The organism is Arcticibacter pallidicorallinus (assembly GCF_003002875.1).
Lineage (GTDB): Bacteria > Bacteroidota > Bacteroidia > Sphingobacteriales > Sphingobacteriaceae > Arcticibacter > Arcticibacter pallidicorallinus.
The window spans coordinates 149512-169681 of the sequence record NZ_PVTH01000007.1; the positions used below are offsets into that span (position 1 = coordinate 149512).

The following is a 20170-nucleotide window of genomic DNA, read 5'->3' on the forward strand; positions in this document are numbered from 1 at the left end:
GTTAAAATTTAACGTTCACACCCATCTGATATATGATATTACTAGGACCGTTTCCGTTTACCAAGCTTGTCGTAGCATACTCAGGATCCCATCCTTTGTACTTGGTAAATGTGAAAGGGTTCAAGACGTTTGCATAGATGCGAAGGTCGCCCAGCTTTATCTTATCCATTACTTTCTTGCCGAATGTATAGCCCAGGGTAATGTTACGTATTTTAATAAAATCTGCCTGTGTATAACGGCCATTACTTCCCCAGAAATTACCAGCGTTACGGAATACGGGAAGTGCAGCATGTTCATTTCCTGCTCCAGTATTGCCCCATGTTACAGCTGGAAATCCGCCTGATGTGTCAAAATTGTTCCAGTCGATAGTAGGCACATTTGCGGGAACGAAGTAATCTACAGCAATTTTTGGCCTTCCACGGTCATTGTTGGCTGCAGTGCTGTATTCGGCAAGGAAATTATCACTAACGAAAGTTCCCCATCTGCCATAGAGGTTTATACCCAGATCCCAATTTTTGTAAGCCAGAGAAGAGGTAAAGCTGCCAGTCCATTTCGGGTCAACCTGACCAAGAACGGTACGGTCATCAGCATTGAACTTCCCATCTCCGTTTACATCAACCGGAATAGCCTGTCCTGGTTGCTGACCGCGTGCTTTTGCTTCTTCAGCCTGATCGGTTCTCCAAATTCCGGCGATGCGGTAATCGTAGATGACGTTTATAGGCTGACCCACAAACCATGCGTTACTTACATCAGACGTTGATCCGGATGATAAAGATTCAATCCTGTTCTCGTTGTAGGCGAAGTTCACAGAGGTTGTCCAATTCCAGTTCGTTGAACGCACATTCACAGTCGTGAAGGATGCTTCAATACCCTTATTGGATACCGAACCGATATTGTCGGTCATGGAAGTTACTCCTGATTCAATCGCCAGGTTTCTTGACATTAGCAAGCCATCAGAAACTTTGTTGTACAGGTCAACTGAACCAAATATTCGCTGATTGAACAATCCAAAGTCTAAACCATAATTCAACTCTTTAGTCTTCTCCCAGGTGATGAATGGATTTACAGGAACTCCCGTAACTGCACCTGTTACTAACTTGCCGTCTCCATAATCATAAAAGTTCTGGCTGGTAAGGTTTGGAGTCTGCATGGATCCAAAAGGTGAAATACCGCTGTTACTTCCTGAATAACCGAAGCTAAATCTTGCTTTCAGGTCAGATAACCAGTCTTTTTTCAAGAAATCCTCCTCATTAGCTCTCCATGCGAATGCTACTGAAGGGAACGAAGTCCATTTGTCACTTAGCTTAGAACTACCATCGAAACGAATCGTACCAGTTAACAGGTATTTGTTTTTGTAATCATAATTAATACGACCCGCATAAGATGTTAGACCCGATTCGGTGTAATATGATCCGGTTCCGGATTGAACTATCTGCCCCATACCCAGATTGTACCACTGTGAATCGTACGGCAAATTGTTAGCGGTAATTCTTGCTCTCTCGTAGCGGGTGCTGTAAAAACTATTGATGAGTGTTGCGTTTATGCTGTGATCAGTTCCTATACGCTTATTGTACGTGATCTGATTATCCCAGGTCCACTCGAAATTATCATCGTTATTCTGATAACCTACGCTTTGGGTACGGTCTGGAGTAACACCGTAATAGTATCCATCACGTGTACGATTCTGACGAGGCATAAAGGTAGACTTGATTTCCAGTCCCTCAATAGGAGTAACTGCAACGAATGCACTACCCAGGATATCGAACCGGCGTTCTTCACGATTTCCGCTTTCAATCTCTATTAACGGGTTTCCAGAACTGGTGAAGTTAGCGGAGCCTTCGATTGCAGCCGCAACACCGGGTTGCGGGATAAGGTTACCCTCGCTATCGTAGGGGCTTAATATAGGTGCGGCTCTGAAGAGGTCCTGATAGCCATTCTGACTTCCGTTATTACGGATGTTTTGCGATAGATTGACCGAAGCTCCTAACGTAACGATTTTGGATGGCTTACTGTTAACCGCTAATTTTAGCGTGTATTTTTCAAGATTTTCATTCGTGAAGTTTCCTACTTCTCCCTGATATCCCAATCCCACGTTGTAAGTAGTCGTACCGGTAATACCGTTCACGTTGACAAAATGATTCTGCTGCGATCCTTGTTTAGTTCCTAATTCCAGCCAATCGGTATAATTCTGATCGTACAAGCGTTGTTGTACCAACTTGCTCGACTGGAGGATGGAATTTTGGTTCGCAGGTGTCAGTTCATACAGGCCTTTTCCTGCATTGAATGTATAAAAGTTTGATGTTCTAAAATCCGTCCAGTCTCTTCCATCCAGAAATTCAGGAATACGCGCGAGATCCCTCACTCCATAAAATCCGTCGTAGCTGACGCTGGTCTTATTGATGCTGGCTACGGCATTTCCTTTGGTGGTAACAAGGACTACACCGCTTGATCCTCGGGAACCGTAGATTGCTGTCGAAGACGCGTCTTTTAACACATCAATTTTACTGATATCCGAGGGGTTGAGCCAGTCGATATTGTCCATCACTATTCCGTCAACCACATATAATGGTCTAGAGCCACTTGCATTTAGCGAGTTTTGACCACGGATCTGTATATTGAAAGAAGCGCCTGGCCTGCCTGATGCGGTGCTGATGTTTACGCCTGCAACAGAGCCCTGCAACGCACCCATTACGGATGTGGTTCCCCTCGCTGTAATGGTTTCTGAGCTGACAGAACCGACAGATCCGGTGAGATCCCGTTTCTTCACGGTACCGTAACCCACTACGACAACTTCTTCTAATGCACTCGAAGATGGTTGCAAAACGATTTTTAATTGAGTTTGGCCTTTGATAGGCAATTCCAGTGTTTCGTAACCTATATAGGTGAAAACGAGAGTCGTATTTTCATTGGCAGATAATCGGAAGTTGCCGTTTACATCTGTGGAAACACCCTGATTGGTACCCTTAATTTTTACTGATACACCAATGAGTGCTTCCCCCGTTCCGTCCTGGACTTTCCCCGTTACCACAATATCAGCAGCAACTCGAGTGTCAATGCTGACATTTAGAGATGATGGACTTGCTAATGACGTTAATGTTCCAGTAAGTAGACAGGACATTAATAAGGCTGTCTTACTGGTCTGAATTAGTTTTTTGACAGTTCGATTCTTTACTATCTGATAAAAACATTTCATAAATTATTTGGCTAATTTTTAATATTTAGAGAGCGTTAACCCCCTGGCTGAATTCGTTACCTGAGGTAACAATACTATTGCAAATCCTATCCTGGAAAAGATCTGCCAAGTCTTTCTTGCGTTTTTCTTGATTTCCCATACCCCTGTTGGAAATCTTGTCGGTTAGTTTAAAAGGTCAATTAGTTTGTTAAAGGTAAATAGTAATGGATTCTGTTCTCTTTTAGTTGATTATTAAGATGGATATTTAGGAATATTTGCTTGCACAATTTTACACCTAAAACCAACGAGTTCCAAGGAGACTACCCTATAAGTTATGCAATCGTTCCCGGGGTTGCATCTCATTAACATTTGTATGGTCTTTTCTTCTCGAAACAGTCTCCTGTGCCTGTTCGGTAGTCAACCGAAGCCATGCATCTCGGGTAGATCGCAGCGGAACGCAAAATAAAAAGCGGACAGAGGCTGATAAACCTCTGTCCGCTTTCTAACTTACCTGGTTCGCCGACATTAAATATTTTCGTAATCAATGCTGGTGCCGTCTCTTTGCTTATTCCATGCCTCCATGCCGCCCTCCAGGTAATGGATGTTGTCAAACCCGTGTCTCTCATTCAGCAAGGTCGCCAGTTTTTGGGCTTCTTCTCCGTTTTCGGATATCAGCACAACGATGATATCCTGATGGATTCGTTCCAGGTCAGATAGCAATGTCTCTTCCGGTATGTGCAGGTAGTTCCATGACTCATCTACAGGTTCCGGAGGATTTTGTCTGAGGTCAATAAGCTGTAAAGGTTCTTTGTATTTGATTTTGATATCCAGTAGTTTGGGACTGATTGAACGAATTCTCGATGGTTTAGAGAGATTATCCGTTGGCGTCGGGGCATAGTCAGACAGTAAAGTCGTCAGAGCCTGGTTGGCAGAAACAGGTTCCAGTCTGATCGATGTCAGCTGATTGCTAAAGACATTAAAGCTGAGTAGCTTGTTGCTCGCAATATTACCGATTTCGCTGACAATTTTTATCGCTTCGTTAGCCATCATACAGCTTATCAGGGCAGGAAGCGTAGCAAGACCGACCTTTTGCGGCTGCCGTATCAGGATGCCTGCGTCCTGGTTTTGTAGTAAACATCTCAGTGTAGCACCCCCCTTATAATTCAGTACGCTAAAATGTCCCGAAGGAAAGTCCAGAGAACCGTATATCATCGGCTTACCGGATATAACGCAGGCATCATTGATCAGAAGAGACATCCCCGGAATGTTCGTGGTGTCGATAACCAGGTCATAGCCAGCGATCAAGCTTAGGACATTATCACGGTTTAAGCCCTGTTCATGCAGGTTGACTTTTACTTCAGGGTTGGTCTCTCTGAGGCGTGATGCGAGTATCTGGCTTTTTAGCTTTCCTTCCTGACCACTGCCGAAGACAGGCTGTGAGGGCAGGTCGCTCTTTCGTATCTTCTCGTCTGACACGATACCGAGTGATCCCACCCCCATCGATGTCAGGTAAGACAACATGGGCGAGGCAAGAGCACCGGCTCCAATGACAAGCATCCTGGATCTCGTCAGCGCTTCCTGACCGGGAACGCCGAAGCCTGTAGTTTGTACATGATCCTCGTACTGGTTAAGGAATGTTTCAGTGTCTTTCATAGTTATAAGATAGGTCGTGATGGATCTGCCGGATCTCACCGACAGGATTTTTAAAAAACAAAACCATATAGGTCTTGTTTAAAAAATGTTATAAGCGATAGGACCTAAGACCAAAACAGGGAACCTGAGAAAGATTTAAACCAATCAGTTCATTAATACTATGACGGTATGTTTTCATTAAATAAACAAGCTTTTATAAATGCAACCGTAGTCTCCATTATTACAATAGCACTCGTTTTCTATGGTTCCCGGGAGCTACAAAACTTTGACCCCGCGCTGATCGCCTACCTGTTCGGAACAGTGTTTGCCTTCTTCGGAGTCGTCTACCGCTACTCCGTTTGGTTACAAAGACCCCCTACACGTATGTATTACAAACGCACATGGGAGCTGATCTGGAACCGCCAGTTCTTCTCGCATCTTTGGTTTTTTATCAAAGAGTTTGTTCAAAATATAGGATTTCAGAAATTCATCTATCCGCGAGGACGAAGCCGGTGGATAGGGCATTTCCTGATGGCTGCCGGCTGTACTCTCGCCTTTGCAATCACTTTCCCGTTAACATTCGGCTGGATCCACTTTACGTTGAATCCGGAGTCGGGCCTGGATCCCGGTACGGTCAAGCTCTACGAAGCCCATTTTTTTGGCTTCAAGATGATGGAGTTTGAAGTGGGATCTTTTATGGCTTTTATGATCTTCCACGCCCTTAACTGGTCGTCGTGGATGGTGATCATAGGTGTCCTGATCTTCATGCGTCGGCGTCTTACACAGCCGGGACTTATTTCTACCCAGTCATTCGAAGGAGACTTGCTGCCGCTGGTATTGTTGCTGGCTATATCCGTAACTGGTCTGGGACTTACGTATAGCTACCAGTTCATGAAGGGCTTCGCCTATGATTTCATGGCTGTTACGCATGCTATAACCGTCATCATGTTCCTGATCTGGATCCCCTTCGGGAAGTTCTTCCACATCATTCAACGTCCCGCTCAGCTCGGTGCGCATATTTATAAACGCGAAGGTATGCGCCGCGGAATGGCGGTTTGTCTGCATACCGGAAAAGAGTTTGCTACTCAGATGCACATCGATGATCTGAAGGACGTAACAAAAGAATTAGGCTTCGATTTTACCCTCGAAGATGGCACTTCCCACCTCGATCTGAGCCCTGAAGGTAAGCGTTCACGTCTGGCTATGGCGCATTTGAAAGCACGCCAGGAGAACGGCGGAAAGTTATTTGGTTAACCTGTTATTAAACTACAATTATGGCGAGACTGCCTGTTTCAGCAGAAAAACTTATTGAAGAATTTGGTCCTCACTTGAATTATCCTCCAAAGGAAGGTTATGCCGGAAGGGATGAACCCGATAAAGAAGTAAAAACGCATTGCTGCTTCTGTGGTATGCAGTGCGGGATGAAGCTCCTGGTGAAGGACAATAAAGTGGTAGGCTTCGAACCCTGGATGGAATTTCCCTATAATCAGGGGCGCCTATGTCCTAAAGGCGTTGAACGCTATCTACAGAATAATCATCCCGACAGGCTTATTCACCCGCTCCAAAGGGAAGAAGGCAAGGGTTTTAAAAATGTCTCCTGGAATTCTGCGATGGAAAAGACGGTATCCGAAATCAAACGCATACAGCAACAGTATGGCAATGATGCCTTCGCGATGCTTTCGGGCGTTTCACTGAGTAATGAGAAGAGCTATCTGGTAGGGAAGTTCGCCAGGGTGGCGCTTAAAACCGCCAATCTTGATTACAACGGCCGCCTCTGCATGGTCAGTGCAGGGGCAGGAAATAAGAAGGCCTTTGGTCTCGACCGGATCTCCAATAGTTTTGAAGATCTCGAGCGAGCAGAAGTCATCATCGTTACGGGAGCCAACGTGAGCGAAACGTTTCCCACGCTGACGCACTGGATCTGGAGAGCCCGTGATTACGGTGCCAAGCTGATCGTTGTCGATCCGCGTATGATTCCGCTGGCGCGTACAGCGGATCTTCATCTTCCGGTAAGGCCAGGAACGGATTCTGCCTTGTATGGAGCCATGCTCAAGTATCTGGCCGATCATGATATGCTCGATCATGACTTTATCGATAATCATACAAGCGGTTTTCAGGAAGCGCTAGACGCCGTACAAGGCTATACGCTCGAATGGGCTGAGCAAGTTACCGGTATTGAAAAAGCGAAGATCGAGCTTGCTGCACAGTGGTGGGGGAAAGCGAGCACCAGCTTCCTGCTGCACGCCAGAGGTATTGAACATCATACCAAGGGCGTAGATAATGTTTTGGGCTGTATCAACCTGGTACTGGCTACGGGAAGAATAGGCAAACCTTATTGCGGATATGGTACGATAACCGGACAAGGTAACGGTCAGGGTGGCCGCGAGCACGGACATAAATGTGATCAGCTACCAGGAAACCGGGACATTACGAATCCGGAGCATCGCAAAATAGTGTCAGACATCTGGGGAATAAATGAGAAGGATCTGCCGGGCAAGGGTCTAACCGCTTATGAGCTCATTGAAGCGATCCACAGGGGGGAAGTAAAGGGTCTCATATCGATTTGCTTTAACCCAATCGTTTCCCTGCCCAATAACAACTTCGTGCGGGAAGCGTTCGAGAAACTCGAATTTTACGCCTGCATTGACTTCTTCATGAATGAGACGTCCAGACACGCCGATATCATCTTCCCGGGTTCTCTTCAGGAAGAGGAAGAAGGCACCGTGACCTCTGCCGAAGGCCGCGTTATCCGCGTGAGAAAGGTTGTCGACTGTCCGGGAGAAGCCAGACCCGACACGTCCATTATCCTCGAGTTAGCCGACAGGCTTGGCGCAGGCGATAAGTTTAAGTTTGAAACCAGCGAGGATATCTTCAATGAGCTGCGCGTGGCTTCAAGAGGAAGTACAGCCGACTATTACGGTATCACCTATAAGAAGATAGAAGATAACATGGGCATTTTCTGGCCCTGTCCAACACTTGATCACCCCGGAACCAAGAGGTTATGGGAAGATAAGAAGTTTTGCACACCCGATCAAAAGGCACATTTCAACCCGGTTAAATACCGTGAGCCCGGAGAAGTAACAGATGAAGAGTATCCGGTGGTTATGACTACGGGTCGCGTCGTTTCACAATATCTCAGTGGTACGCAGACGCGCCGGATTGGCAAATTAGTAGACAATTTTCCTGAGCCAAAAGTGGAGATACATCCTCAGCTGGCCAAGAAATACAACATCCGGCAAGACGAAATAATACGGGTTGTAACCCGCCGCGGATCGGCTGAATTCCCAGCGAATATTGTTGAAACGATACGTACCGATACGATCTTTCTTCCATATCACTGGCCTGGAAGGAAGTCAGCTAACCAGTTTACTACCGGAAATCTGGACCCTATATCTAAAATACCCGAATTCAAGGTATGTGCATGTCGCGTAGAAGGCACCGGAGTTTTTGCAGGTCCGTCAACCGACTCCAAGGCTTACGCCAGTACCTAAAAGCTATTAAACATCACCAAAAATGGAACACATATGCCTGTAACGAATTATAGTACCAACCAGGAGTTTTTTGTAGATATGCAGCGCTGTATCGGCTGTAAAGCCTGCGAAATGGCTTGCGCCGAATGCGAGACAAACGGGCATGAGTCCATGATCCACGTAAATTATGTCGACAGGGCAGTCACCATTCAAACGACCGTGCAGGTTTGTATGCATTGTGATGATCCTGCCTGCGCAAATGTATGTCCTGCCGACGCCATCTCCAAAGACGAGTTTGGTGTGGTCCACACAGCCAATACATCGAGATGTATCGGTTGTTCAAACTGTGTTATGGCATGTCCTTTCGGAGTTCCGAAGAAAAACGAAGCCTATGACCTGATGATGAAGTGCAATATGTGTTATGATCGCACCAGCGCCGGTAAAAAACCCATGTGTGCCACAGTTTGCCCTACCCAGGCACTATTTTACGGTACGCGGGCTGAAATGGCGATGATGAGACCCAACAGCACACCGGTAAATAACTTCATCTTTGGAAATGAGAACGTAAGTACCAAGGTTAATATCATGATGCCTAAAGGCTCAACAGTTTTACGTGTAGATTAAATAGTATGGCAACAGATAATAAGGATAATCACTGGAAGGAAGATTTTCCGATACAGCAACTCGAAGCACGACAGGTAACGAGAAGGGATTTTGCCAAATTCTTATGTCTGGTATCGGGTGGATTGGCAACCGGCAGCGGCTATGTCGCTGCCAAGGCGCATCTTTTCCCTGGCGAAGAGGTGCAGGGTGAACATTTCGTCTGCAAACTCGATGAGCTGCCTGTGGGCGGCACCAAATCATTTGTCATCCCGGGAAGCATGATCCCTTACGTGCTTATTCATGTAGAGGACGGCGAGTTGCGGGCTTATGAACAGAAATGCACCCATTTGTCATGTGCAGTTTTTTATAAGCCGGGAACAGGGAAAATCGAATGCCCCTGTCATAACGGATGGTTTGACGCTTACACAGGAGAGGTGCTTGCCGGACCGCCGCCACGAGCCCTTCCCCGTCTGGATGTTGTCCTGAAAGGAGATGACATCTTCGTCACCGCTTATGACGGAACCAGTGAACAAGTTCAATCTTAATCCAGAATATTATGAGTACTTTCAGAGAAGGGCAGAATCAGGCGCACCCTAATAAAAGCAATACCCTTATACTTGCGCTGATTCTTATACTAATAATGAATGTCAGCATCCAGATCTGGCTGTTGTATACCGCGCTGAATAATGCGCTCGCACAGAATAAAGATATTGCCATTCCGGCATTTCTTGCGTCCCTATTCCTATTTCTTATCGGCTTTTTCTGGTTATATTACCTTCCAACCGGAGCTAAGAAAAGAAAGGTGAAGCAAAACGTTAATTTTTCAGATACCTATCACTAAGCCCCTACTTGTCGGGCAGGTGTTCAAACTTATCCTGAAGGTCAGGTGATCGCCTGGCCATCATTTTTGTTATTACCAGGTGCATCCAGACGATACAGACCATAGAGAGGATCCATACAAACATCCATGAGCTGGTCCACAAACCTGTTCCGGTGAGCAGGTAGCCAAACAGGATAGGTCCTACGAAACCACCCAGGCCACCCATCAGGCCGACCATTCCTCCCACAAGACCAATCTGCGTAGGGAAATACTCGGGAATATGCTTAAATACCGCTGCTGTACCGATTCCCCACGTAACGCCCACTAGCATAACCAGCACGATAAACACCCACATGTTCGCCTGAAAGTAAATTCGTGTGGTACCCTGAGCGATCAGTTGCTTTTTGGTAATTTGATCTCCTGGCTTAACGAGAACTTCATGCCAGGTCTCCTTGTTCGGAAAAATCATCACGGTGTTTCGGGTATGTTCAAAAACGCGATTCTTAGGATGGATGGCATAAGCCTTGCCGTCAACAGAAATGGAATTTGCAGTTACCGCTGTGACGGTACCTGCTTTTGTCGCCATGATACCCGCCCCGGGCGAAGCAATCTCCATTCTGGGTATGATCAATAAGAAGCTCAGTACCACAGAGGCGCCTAATACTCCATACATTACCTTCCGGGCACCGTATTTATCAGACAAAAATCCCCCCACCGCGCGGAAGAGTCCTGCCGGAAGGCTGAAACATGAAGCGAACAGTCCCGCCAAAACGAGGTTAGTTTGATAAACATTTACAAAATAAGGAACCAGCCATTGTGAAAAAGCAACAAAACAGCCGAACACAAGGAAGTAATACAACCCGAATCGCCATACACGAACCTCACTGAGAGGCGATAGCAGTTTCATCAGGGTCTTACCGCTGGCTACAGGTTTTCTGTTTTCCGCAAAGAAAAAGAACAGTAAGCCAACTACGAGCAAACAGGAAGCATAAATGACGGGCATTTGTCTCCAACCTTCGGGATTGGCCCCGTTATCGGTAAGCATATTCAGGAGAGAGGGTCCAACCAGAGTTGTCACCGAAGCACCGGCCGCGCCTGTGCCGAATATACCGATGGCCCGTCCCTGCCAGTTCTGCGGATACCATACGGAAGTATACCCTACGCCTACGGCAAAACTCGTTCCTGAGATTCCGAAAAAGAAGCTCAATATCAAAAAAGAGGTGTAGCTGTTCGCAAACGAAAGCAGGAAAAGCGGGATTGCGCAAAATACCAACAGCGTGCCAAATACCCATTTGCCACCGAATTTATCTGTAAGAATTCCGACTGGAAGTCGCAGAAGGGAGCCTGTAAGCACGGGCACTCCCAAAAGCCATCCTATTTCCACCATGGTCCATTCAAAGATTCCATTATCGGTAAGGTAAGTAACCAATACGCCGTTTATCATCCATGCAGCAAAGCTGACAAGAAAACCGAGCGTGTTAAGGAATAATATTTTATGTGATTTAAGTCCAACTTGAATCTCTGTTGTCATGGTTGATTTTTTAGAGGTCCTATAGAATACAGTAAAGCCGGCTGGAATGTTTGATAAAAGGGGATATATGCTCCCTGTACAGCTTAAGAAATAATCTACTGAAAGGGTTGTTAGAGTGATCTAACTTCGTAACTTTGACTACCAAAACTAATAAATTAGGTTATATGAAATTATTCACTGTGTTTCTATCTGCTGCTTCGATCCTGGGTTCTCTTGTTGCGAGTGCTCAATCAGGTACTATAATGGGAAAAGTAACAGATTCCTACGGACATCCTGTTGAATTAGCCGCTATTTCCTTACCTCAATTGAAGATGGGAATGTCCGCAGATAGTCTCGGATATTACCGCATCACTGGAGTGCCAAACGGACATTGGAAAATCCAGTCGACTTCTATGGGATACAAGTCCTGGTTGGGTCATGTGGACGTTTCAGACTCAGTGGTGGTGATACACGATATTGTTCTGGAAGCGTCAAAGGCGTCTCTCAACGAAGTAGTAGTATCGGGAACGATGAAAGAGGTATCCAAACTGGACAGTCCCGTTCCTGTGGAAGTTTACACATCTAAATTCTTCAGAGCCAATCCGACGCCTTCTGTTTTCGATGCCCTGCAAAATATTAATGGGGTTCGGCCTCAGTTAAACTGTAATGTATGCAGTACGGGGGACATCCATATTAACGGACTTGAAGGTCCTTATACCATGATTTTGATCGATGGGATGCCGATCGTTAGCGGATTGTCTACAGTCTACGGACTCAGCGGTATACCGCAGTCGCTCATTGAAAGGGTAGAGATCGTGAAAGGTCCGGCCTCAACGCTTTACGGCAGTGAGGCTGTAGGCGGATTGATCAATATCATTACCAAGAATCCTTCGACCGCACCGGTTCTTTCAGCCGACGTTTTTAGTACGAGCTGGGCTGAAGTGAACGCCGACCTTGCAGCTAAATTCAAGGTTGGTGAAAAAGCACATTCTCTCGTCGGTGTTAATTACTTCAACTATCAGAATCCGGTAGATAATGATAACGATGGGTTTACCGATATCACCCTTCAAAACAGAATCTCCGTATTTAATAAGTGGAGTTTCCAACGCAAGGAAAACCGGGTGCTGTCTATGGCAGCCAGGTACGTTTACGAAGATCGTTGGGGTGGACAAATGAACTGGAATAGGAGTTACAGGGGAGGAGATGAAGTATACGGTGAAAGTATTTATACCAAGAGGTGGGAATATTTTGGCACGTATCAGCTCCCGTTTAAAGAGAATATCACGTTCATGTTCAGTGCGAACGGGCACGATCAGAACAGCGTTTATGGCACTACTTTGTACAATGCCAATCAATACGTCGGCTTTGGTCAGCTTTCCTGGAATAAGCAGATCAAGCGCCACGATCTTCTGGCTGGTCTAGCTTATCGTTACACTTATTATGATGACAATACTCCGGCGACGCGATCCTTCGAAGAACCGGGGAGGAACAAGGTATCGCATACCAATCTGCCGGGTGTGTTTGTGCAGGATGAAATCACTCTCAACGAGAACAACAAAGTTCTGTTGGGCTTGAGGTATGACTATAATTCGCTTCATGGTAGCATTCTCACACCGAGGATAAACTATAAGTGGAACTCCCCGGATAAGAACAATGTTTTGCGTCTGAGCATTGGTAATGGGTACCGGGTTGCGAACGTATTTACAGAGGATCATGCGGCCCTAACGGGATCGAGGGATGTGGTATTCGTTACTGAGCTTAAGCCGGAAACATCCTGGAACGGGAACGTTAACTTTGTGAAGAAAATTTTTATGTCCAATGGTGGGATGGTCGGCCTGGATGCGACCGGATTCTATACGTATTTTGATAATAAAATCATTGCCGATTACGATACTGACGCGAATAAGATCATATATGATAATTTGTCCGGCCATGCTGTTTCTAAAGGTATTTCGCTGAATGTTGACATTGCTTTGCCTAATGGACTGAAGTTCTTGCTAGGCGGTACGGCAATGGATGTTTACAGTAAACAGGGGGGCACGAAGATCAGACAGCTTTTTACTGAACAATTTACAGGAGTATGGAATGTGGGCTATGCATTCAGAAGTTTGGGCCTGACCGTCGATTATACCGGGAATCTTTACGGCCCAATGCGTCTTCCCCTTTTAAGTGATGCGGACCCACGTCGTGAGAATTCGCCATGGTGGAGCATCCAGAATATTCAGCTTACGAAGTCAGCAGGCAAGGGTCTTGAAATCTTCGGCGGAGTGAAGAATCTTTTGAACTGGACGCCTAATAAGGGCAATCCGTTTATTATTGCCCGGGCGCATGATCCGTTTGATAAAAACGTTGTTTTTGACAATAACGGACAGGCAGTTGTTACAGCAGAGAACCCTTACGGACTGACATTTGATCCATCTTACGTCTTTGGTCCGAACCAGGGCATAAGAGGTTTCCTGGGAATACGTTATAACCTGTATAAGTAACAGATGATGGGCGTAAGGGCGAATTTAACCAGGTTGTACATACCAATGTATATCTTTTTCGGATGGGTACTGATCAGCTCGTCCGGCGTAAAAGCACAGACCCGCCCGCTTGATTTTAAGAACTTACAGGATAGCATGACTGTCCAGCCTAAGCCCGTTTTACTGCTGCTCTCGACAGATTGGTGTGTCTATTGCAAGATGCAAAAGTTTCAAATTCGCCGGAATAAGAAGTTTCAGAAAAATAGCGCTCATTTCTATTATGCAGAGATAAATGCAGAGGCAAAGGAGCCGCTCAAGTTTAAAGGGAGGACCTACCGTTTTCTGCCGAACGGCAAATCTTCTGGTGTTCATGAACTCGCTGTAGCGCTTGGGAAGCACAACGGCACTTTGGCTTACCCCACATGGGTGATTATGGATAAGGATCTTAATATTCTTTACCGCCATAGCGGGGTGCTGGCTAAGCAGGATTTACAGCTGCTGACAGAGTCGCTAATGAAATTGAATAAATAAAGATGTGGGTGCCTTTGGTGACCGAAGTCACCGTTCTGTTTTAATAAATATCTGATCTTTGTGAAATAATACTTTCAATCGGCAAACATAAAGATGTTCATATATGATAGAATTACTTAAACAACCCTGGCCCTGGTATCTATCAGGTGCTGCCATCGCCCTTATTATGACGCTGTTGATCTATTTCGGTAAGTTCTTTGGCGTGTCATCAAACTTGAGAACGATATGTACTATAGCAGGCGCTGGTAGAAAAGTAAAATTCTTCGACTTTGACTGGAGAGCACAAAAGTGGAATCTGCTGTTCATTTTTGGTGCAGTGATAGGTGGTTTCATTTCCTCTACCTTGCTGAATAATGATCAACCCATTCAGCTTTCCAGTGCCACAATTGCTGATCTTGAAAGTATGGGAATTGCGTTTGATGGAAATTTAAATCCTTCGCAATTATTCGGACTGGATGCTGTCTTTTCTTTCAAAGGCTTTTTAATTCTATTGGTGGGAGGTTTACTTGTCGGATTTGGTACAAGGTATGCAGGGGGCTGTACTTCCGGACACGCTATATCCGGACTGACGAATATGCAGATGCCCTCTTTAATAGCCGTCATCGGGTTCTTTATCGGTGGGCTCGCAATGACGTATTTGATCTTGCCATACCTGTTTTAACTTAACTACGAAAAATGAAATCTTTAAAATATATACTAGCAGGCGTATTATTCGGTATCATCATGAGTAAGTCGGAAGCGATATCCTGGTATCGGATACAGGAAATGTTTCGCTTTCAATCCTTTCACATGTATGGGATTATCGGAACCGCCGTGCTTTTAGGCTCGGTAATCGTTTTTCTGATTAAGACATTTAAAGTCAGAGACTACTCTGGTAAGCCAATCCTCTTTCGGGACAAAGAAAAAAGTTATCCCCGCTACATCATTGGAGGGACAATTTTCGGCCTGGGTTGGGCATTAACCGGTGCCTGTCCCGGTCCGATGTTCGTGAATGTTGGCTATGGATACCTGGCGATGTTGATCGTTATATTTGGAGCTTTGGTTGGCACCTATGTCTATGGACTGATAAAACATAAGCTGCCGCATTAATAATTGTGAATGGTGTTGTTTGAGAATCAGCAAAATCAGTGGCTTCTCGAACTTTTAAGATAAATGTAGATATGAAAATTGAGCAATTTGAGGATACGAACCTTTCCCATTATAGTTATGCGATATTGAGCGATAACCGGGAAATTGTATTGATTGATCCTGCCCGCGACCCTAAGAGCTATTATGATTATGCTTTGGCAAATGAAGCGAAGATCATCGGGGTTATAGAAACGCATCCACACGCAGATTTTATTAGCAGTCACCTTCAAATTCATCAGGAAACGGGAGCAAAGATTTATGTAAGTACCTTGTTGAGCGCCGGGTATCCTTTTGTTGCTTTTGATGAAGGGGCGGCCCTGGAATTTGGAGATGTCAAACTTAAATCGTTGAATACGCCCGGCCATTCTCCGGATAGTATTTCGGTTGTATTGGAGCATAAGTCCAAAGACATCGCCGTGTTTACGGGTGATACCCTGTTTATCGGCGATTGTGGCAGGCCGGATTTGAGAGAGAAAGGGGAGGATCTGAATTTGAAACGTGAGGAACTTGCCAAGAAAATGTACAGTTCACTCAGAAATAAGCTGATGTTGCTGGACGACGATGTAGCGGTTTATCCTGCTCACGGAGCTGGAACCCTTTGCGGAAAGGCTCTGAGCAAAGCAAATAGCAGTACGATAGCTGCCGAGAAGTTGACTAACTGGTCTTTGCGGGAAATGTCAGAATCTGAATTTGTTACAGCCCTGACGGCTGATCAGCCTTTTATACCCAAATATTTCCCTTACGATGTTGATCTAAATAAGAAGGGTGCACCTTCATTTGATGAAAGCGTGCAGAAAGTTGTTTCAGGCAGGATAGTCGACAACCGGGAACAAGCAGCTCTACTGGATCCCGAAGTGCTTATTGTCGACACGCGGGATGCTGACATTTATAAGAAACAGCATTTGACGAATTCCATCAATATCATGGATGGGGAGAAATTTGAGACCTGGCTAGGCACTCTGGTAGCTCCCGGCGACTTGTTTTATTTGGCAGGTAGGAGTAATGAAACATTAACCGCCTTGATAGAGCGTATAGCAAAGATCGGTTACGAACCCTTTATTAGAGAAGCCTTCGTGCTGGATGCTGGGGATGAGAAATCAGATATATTGAATCTTAATACGTTTAAGGAAGATCCCGCCGCCTTTACCATCGTCGATATAAGGAACAGCAGTGAAGCAAGGGAAAAGCCGGTTTTCGAAGATGCCATTAACATTCCGCTACCGGAACTTGCCGAGCGTTCTGAAGAAATTCCTACGAACAAACCAATTGTGGTTCATTGTGCGGGCGGGTATCGGAGTGCGGCCGGCAGCAGCTTGTTGGAGAGCAGACTGGATGCTAAGGTGTATGATTTGAGTGAGGACATTAAGAAATTCTATTAAAAAGGATAGTGTGATGGTTCTCTTTTGTAGCGTGGCTATTCTATGCTTTCCACTGTAGGGAAGTACTTGCTATTCACCTTTATGGGGTTGTTAGGAAACTTTTTCCGGAAAGTAGAACTGGAAATTAATAAGCTGGTAAAACGGATTCGTTCGCCATCTTTGAAGGTGATTATGAAGAGTTCGCATTCTCGCCAGGGACTTCTATATGCTGATGTAACATAGGTGTCAATGCTCGCAATGTCTTGCTTGTTGTATCGCTTTTTATTGTCCCTGGTACCGTAAATGAACTCTTCGTGTCCCTTTGAGATTTGTAGGTAAGAATTCCTGTCGGACGAGAAGTAATTGAAGTAGAAATAAATCAAGGGACAGGAATAAATCAGGAAGAACGAAAGCACGATCGTGGTAACGGTAAGGATGGCTGGTATATTCGGGTTTCCGATGAATCTGATCCAGAATAGTACTAGAGCCATCAACAGTATGTTTCTCGTACCCCTGAAAAAGTTCATTGTAGCTTTCCTGTTCACTAAGTACTCAAACCGATTAGTTTTGAAATGAGATAGCGGGTTCAGGGTGAAACTGTACTTCTTAAAGCCAGTCAATTTTCCCTCATTTTCGAAGTATACTTTTACCCATTGGGATACCTCTTCCATGGTGTCCACATTTTGGAAATATACCTTCTTATTTGGTGCCAGATAGTATAATGAGTACTTCTCGCCGAAATAGGGGCCAATTTTTAAGTAGGTGCCGCCCGGATGTTCGAGGGTAACAGAAGGACAAGTAAGTTCAACGGATGCCAGACTACGCTCTGTTTTCCAGGGGAAGTTACTGATGAAAGATTTAGTTTCTTCAACAGTTCGATGGGCGATATGATGAAACTCGCCCTTTTCGCTCCTTTTGTATTGAGCTTTTGAAATCAATTGCTTCACGCCAAGGCCAAATGAGTGTTTAATAGAGTCCAGATTGTGAATTTAAATATTTCTTAAGCTGAGAAAGAGAATTATAGCGGATTTTCGAAAAAAAGTTCTACTTTACACTTAAATAAACCACACTTAAATGAAATTAAACCTATCACTCCTGGTGCTGGCACTCGCCTGCATGTCAGTGGCGCGCGCGCAAACCGAAAAAGGAACGAAAACACTTGGCTTCTCGGTCAACTATTCGAAAGAGAAAAATGAAAGGGATGGCATACCCGAGCGAAAGATTACTTCCTTTGGTTTTGGACCATCTTTCAGTTACTTCGTGAAGGACAAGCTTGAAATAGGCGCCTCTCTAAATTATTTTAATAGCGACTATGAATTTTTGCAGCAAAATAATTACATGAATGGTCTCAAAGACCAGCAGTTTGGCGCTACGATATTCCTTCAAAAACACTTCATGTTTTCTGAGCAGTTCGGAATCCGAACCGGTCCATTTGCATCATTTATCAAAGGTAATTCCGAATCGGATTACCCTGATCAACCGAAACAAGAAACGACCAGTAAAGGCTTCCGCACAGGCCTCAATCTAGGAATTGAGTACTTCCCTGTAAAAAGCATTGGTATAGCCGCGAACCTGGCGACTCTTTCCTACAACCATATAAAACAGGAGGTCAAGGGAACAACAGAAACGAACAGTAAGATCAATTCTTTTGAATTAGATGTTACTAACGGACTTAATTTATCCGTCTTTTTTGTGTTTGGGGCTAAATAGAGGATATCATTATATGAAAAATATATTATTCTGCTTACTGTTGATATTCGCAGTAAGAGAAGCCAGTCTTGCTCAGACAGAAAAAGGAACCCAATATCTTGGCATAGGACTCTCTGCAGGTATATCGACCGATAGGTCAACCGGTTTTGACGATCAAACCATCCGTGATCTGGGTTTTAGTATTTCACCAGCTTATAGTTATTTTATAGCGGATGGATGGGAGCTAAGAGGAGGATTTGGCGTGGGAATATCGAATAGGCGGAGTGAGAGTAATGACGATGTAAGGAAAAGCAAATCACATTCATTAGTTCCGCAAATTGGTCTCAGGCGGCACCTTATGGTTTCGGATAAGCTGGGATTCGCTACAGGGCCCTATGTTTTTTACGCCTTCGGTAAAAGTAAACATCCGGATTACGATGACTCGACTACCGAACAATTCGACACAGGGATAGATTTGCAGATTGAATACTTCCCAACCAGAAATATTGGTGTCTCGGCCGGCTTGTTTGCAGTCGGCTACAGCAAGATGACGTATAAGGAAGCCGATCGAGAGAGCTTTAAAGCGAGTAAGTTTTCTGCTGGATTGACGAATCAGTTAAATTTAAGAGTGTTCTATGTATTTGGCAAAGGATCAAAAGCTGATTGAGCTTATAAGACTTGCAGAGTTAATTTGGTTCAGGCATTGATTTCTCAAACGCCGAAAATTTGTTACCTTGACCGGGCTTAAACTAACCAAATTATAATGCTCTTAATTGATCCAAAGGATAAGCTTCCTAAAGTTACTCAAATCGTGCAGGGGATTGTGCGTGATATCGAAAAGGGTTTGTTAAAAAAAAATGACCGCCTGCTATCTATTACAGATTTTAGTAAGAAGCATAAGATTGCCCGCGACACGGTTGAGAGAGCTTACAAAAGACTGAAAGAAGAGGGCTACATCATTTCCGTGCCGGGGAAGGGCAATTATATTGACGAGGTAGAGCGCTCAAGTATAAAGATCCTGATGATTTTAAATAAGCTTAGTTCTTATAAAAAGGATGTTTATGAGTCTTTCATTAAGACCCTCGGTCGTAAGGCCAAGGTGGAGTTACAGGTTCATCACTATGACCCGAAGATGTTAAAAGAGATCCTGGATGGGGCAAGAGGCAAGTATCACTACTATGTTATCATGCCCCATTTTTTTCAGCATGTTGACAAGAAAGAACTATCTGACATTTTAAAAGGGGTTCCAGCTCATGAGCTTGTTCTCCTGGACAAGAATGTTTCACTGGACTTCGATGGATATATAGCGGTTTACCAGGACTTCAGAAAGGACATCTATAATGCACTGCGGTCTGCCTCCGATCTGCTGCATAAATACAATAGCATCACCATCATATTTCCTGAGCACAGGAATCACCCTACGGAAATAACGGATGGCATACGGCAGTTTTGCCTTGAATATGATAAGCAGTTTTCCATCGTCTCAGACGCTAATCACACCGCATTGATGAAGAAACACGTCTATATCACGCTTACCGATTCGGACCTGGCATCTTTGATAAAAAGCGTGAGGCTCAAGGGTCTTTCCATAGGCGAGGATATTGGTATCATCTCTTTCAATGAAACTGCTTTGAAGGAGTTGCTTGATATCACGGTGATCACCACAGATTTTGAGGCAATGGGAGAGACTACAGCCCGTCTGATCTTGAATAAAGAGTTTGCTCAGGTTCATAATCCTTTCAAAATTATCAAAAGGAAATCTTTGTAGTTTCGATAATTTGTCAGCCAGGCG

Annotated in this window: 17 protein-coding genes; 13 read left to right on the forward strand and 4 right to left on the reverse strand. The window is 44.8% G+C overall.

Annotated features, from left to right (window positions below; all coding sequences use genetic code 11):
- Position 1 precedes the first annotated feature (1 nt).
- Together B0I27_RS12725 and B0I27_RS12730 are read right to left on the reverse strand one after the other, a co-directional pair.
- On the reverse strand, positions 2–3118 hold the full coding sequence (locus tag B0I27_RS12725; protein WP_181276773.1) for a SusC/RagA family TonB-linked outer membrane protein: 3117 nt from the start codon (positions 3116–3118) through the stop codon (positions 2–4).
- Between the two features lie 579 nt (positions 3119–3697).
- Positions 3698–4825 (reverse strand): HesA/MoeB/ThiF family protein, encoded by a 1128-nt coding sequence (locus B0I27_RS12730; RefSeq protein ID WP_146133131.1) that lies wholly within the window; start codon positions 4823–4825, stop codon positions 3698–3700.
- A 168-nt stretch (positions 4826–4993) separates the two neighbouring features.
- Here B0I27_RS12730 and B0I27_RS12735 point away from each other — a divergent pair, with 168 nt between their 5' ends.
- The 5 genes from B0I27_RS12735 to B0I27_RS12755 are packed head-to-tail and all read left to right on the forward strand — an operon-like array spanning position 4994 to position 9718.
- Positions 4994–6058 (forward strand): MFS transporter, encoded by a 1065-nt coding sequence (locus tag B0I27_RS12735; RefSeq protein ID WP_106293923.1) that lies wholly within the window; start codon positions 4994–4996, stop codon positions 6056–6058.
- Positions 6059–6078: 20 nt separating this feature from the next.
- Positions 6079–8295, forward strand: coding sequence for a molybdopterin oxidoreductase family protein (locus tag B0I27_RS12740; RefSeq protein WP_106293925.1), 2217 nt, complete (start codon positions 6079–6081; stop codon positions 8293–8295).
- A 33-nt stretch (positions 8296–8328) separates the two neighbouring features.
- Positions 8329–8898: a 4Fe-4S dicluster domain-containing protein gene (locus B0I27_RS12745; protein WP_106293927.1), complete on the forward strand. Its 570-nt coding sequence runs from the start codon at positions 8329–8331 to the stop codon at positions 8896–8898.
- A gap of 5 nt (positions 8899–8903) precedes the next feature.
- On the forward strand, positions 8904–9422 hold the full coding sequence (locus tag B0I27_RS12750; protein ID WP_106293929.1) for a Rieske (2Fe-2S) protein: 519 nt from the start codon (positions 8904–8906) through the stop codon (positions 9420–9422).
- Between the two features lie 11 nt (positions 9423–9433).
- Positions 9434–9718 carry a DUF6755 family protein gene (locus tag B0I27_RS12755; RefSeq protein ID WP_106293931.1) on the forward strand — a complete coding sequence of 95 codons (285 nt, stop codon included), beginning with the start codon at positions 9434–9436 and terminating at the stop codon, positions 9716–9718.
- A 4-nt stretch (positions 9719–9722) separates the two neighbouring features.
- On the opposite strand, the gene B0I27_RS12760 is transcribed toward B0I27_RS12755, so the two are convergent.
- Positions 9723–11228 carry an MFS transporter gene (locus B0I27_RS12760; RefSeq protein WP_106293933.1) on the reverse strand — a complete coding sequence of 502 codons (1506 nt, stop codon included), beginning with the start codon at positions 11226–11228 and terminating at the stop codon, positions 9723–9725.
- Between the two features lie 164 nt (positions 11229–11392).
- On the opposite strand from B0I27_RS12760, the gene B0I27_RS12765 reads away from it, so the two are divergent.
- The 5 genes from B0I27_RS12765 (at position 11393) to B0I27_RS12785 (ending at position 16710) form a co-directional block, all read left to right on the forward strand.
- Complete coding sequence (locus B0I27_RS12765; protein WP_106293935.1) at positions 11393–13693, forward strand: TonB-dependent receptor; 2301 nt, start codon at positions 11393–11395, stop codon at positions 13691–13693.
- Positions 13694–13738: 45 nt separating this feature from the next.
- A complete protein-coding gene (locus B0I27_RS12770) occupies positions 13739–14203 on the forward strand; it encodes a thioredoxin family protein (RefSeq protein WP_181276774.1) in 465 nt (154 codons plus the stop codon).
- Positions 14204–14306: 103 nt separating this feature from the next.
- Positions 14307–14864: a YeeE/YedE family protein gene (locus B0I27_RS12775; RefSeq protein WP_106293939.1), complete on the forward strand. Its 558-nt coding sequence runs from the start codon at positions 14307–14309 to the stop codon at positions 14862–14864.
- Positions 14865–14878: 14 nt separating this feature from the next.
- Positions 14879–15292 (forward strand): DUF6691 family protein, encoded by a 414-nt coding sequence (locus tag B0I27_RS12780; RefSeq protein ID WP_106293941.1) that lies wholly within the window; start codon positions 14879–14881, stop codon positions 15290–15292.
- Positions 15293–15363: 71 nt separating this feature from the next.
- Positions 15364–16710 carry a rhodanese-like domain-containing protein gene (locus B0I27_RS12785; RefSeq protein ID WP_106293943.1) on the forward strand — a complete coding sequence of 449 codons (1347 nt, stop codon included), beginning with the start codon at positions 15364–15366 and terminating at the stop codon, positions 16708–16710.
- Between the two features lie 35 nt (positions 16711–16745).
- On the opposite strand, the gene B0I27_RS12790 is transcribed toward B0I27_RS12785, so the two are convergent.
- Entirely contained in the window at positions 16746–17636 is an 891-nt protein-coding gene (locus B0I27_RS12790) for a PH domain-containing protein (protein ID WP_106293945.1), read from the reverse strand.
- Between the two features lie 127 nt (positions 17637–17763).
- On the opposite strand from B0I27_RS12790, the gene B0I27_RS12795 reads away from it, so the two are divergent.
- The 3 genes from B0I27_RS12795 to B0I27_RS12805 all read left to right on the forward strand — a co-directional run bounded on the left by B0I27_RS12795 (position 17764) and on the right by B0I27_RS12805 (position 20146).
- Positions 17764–18399 (forward strand): outer membrane beta-barrel protein, encoded by a 636-nt coding sequence (locus tag B0I27_RS12795; RefSeq protein ID WP_106293947.1) that lies wholly within the window; start codon positions 17764–17766, stop codon positions 18397–18399.
- A gap of 13 nt (positions 18400–18412) precedes the next feature.
- Entirely contained in the window at positions 18413–19045 is a 633-nt protein-coding gene (locus B0I27_RS12800; protein WP_181276775.1) for an outer membrane beta-barrel protein, read from the forward strand.
- A 96-nt stretch (positions 19046–19141) separates the two neighbouring features.
- On the forward strand, positions 19142–20146 hold the full coding sequence (locus tag B0I27_RS12805) for a GntR family transcriptional regulator (RefSeq protein WP_106293951.1): 1005 nt from the start codon (positions 19142–19144) through the stop codon (positions 20144–20146).
- Positions 20147–20170: the final 24 nt, after the last annotated feature.

What these genes read in the sequence shown, in the direction of transcription:
- B0I27_RS12725 (WP_181276773.1), bottom strand. Translation starts at nt 3,118, where the DNA reads ATGTCCTGTCTACTTACTGGAACATTAACGTCATTAGCAAGTCCATCA.
- B0I27_RS12730 (WP_146133131.1), bottom strand. Translation starts at nt 4,825, where the DNA reads ATGAAAGACACTGAAACATTCCTTAACCAGTACGAGGATCATGTACAA.
- B0I27_RS12735 (WP_106293923.1), top strand. Translation starts at nt 4,994, where the DNA reads ATGTTTTCATTAAATAAACAAGCTTTTATAAATGCAACCGTAGTCTCC.
- B0I27_RS12740 (WP_106293925.1), top strand. Translation starts at nt 6,079, where the DNA reads ATGGCGAGACTGCCTGTTTCAGCAGAAAAACTTATTGAAGAATTTGGT.
- B0I27_RS12745 (WP_106293927.1), top strand. Translation starts at nt 8,329, where the DNA reads ATGCCTGTAACGAATTATAGTACCAACCAGGAGTTTTTTGTAGATATG.
- B0I27_RS12750 (WP_106293929.1), top strand. Translation starts at nt 8,904, where the DNA reads ATGGCAACAGATAATAAGGATAATCACTGGAAGGAAGATTTTCCGATA.
- B0I27_RS12755 (WP_106293931.1), top strand. Translation starts at nt 9,434, where the DNA reads ATGAGTACTTTCAGAGAAGGGCAGAATCAGGCGCACCCTAATAAAAGC.
- B0I27_RS12760 (WP_106293933.1), bottom strand. Translation starts at nt 11,228, where the DNA reads ATGACAACAGAGATTCAAGTTGGACTTAAATCACATAAAATATTATTC.
- B0I27_RS12765 (WP_106293935.1), top strand. Translation starts at nt 11,393, where the DNA reads ATGAAATTATTCACTGTGTTTCTATCTGCTGCTTCGATCCTGGGTTCT.
- B0I27_RS12770 (WP_181276774.1), top strand. Translation starts at nt 13,739, where the DNA reads ATGTATATCTTTTTCGGATGGGTACTGATCAGCTCGTCCGGCGTAAAA.
- B0I27_RS12775 (WP_106293939.1), top strand. Translation starts at nt 14,307, where the DNA reads ATGATAGAATTACTTAAACAACCCTGGCCCTGGTATCTATCAGGTGCT.
- B0I27_RS12780 (WP_106293941.1), top strand. Translation starts at nt 14,879, where the DNA reads ATGAAATCTTTAAAATATATACTAGCAGGCGTATTATTCGGTATCATC.
- B0I27_RS12785 (WP_106293943.1), top strand. Translation starts at nt 15,364, where the DNA reads ATGAAAATTGAGCAATTTGAGGATACGAACCTTTCCCATTATAGTTAT.
- B0I27_RS12795 (WP_106293947.1), top strand. Translation starts at nt 17,764, where the DNA reads ATGAAATTAAACCTATCACTCCTGGTGCTGGCACTCGCCTGCATGTCA.
- B0I27_RS12800 (WP_181276775.1), top strand. Translation starts at nt 18,413, where the DNA reads ATGAAAAATATATTATTCTGCTTACTGTTGATATTCGCAGTAAGAGAA.
- B0I27_RS12805 (WP_106293951.1), top strand. Translation starts at nt 19,142, where the DNA reads ATGCTCTTAATTGATCCAAAGGATAAGCTTCCTAAAGTTACTCAAATC.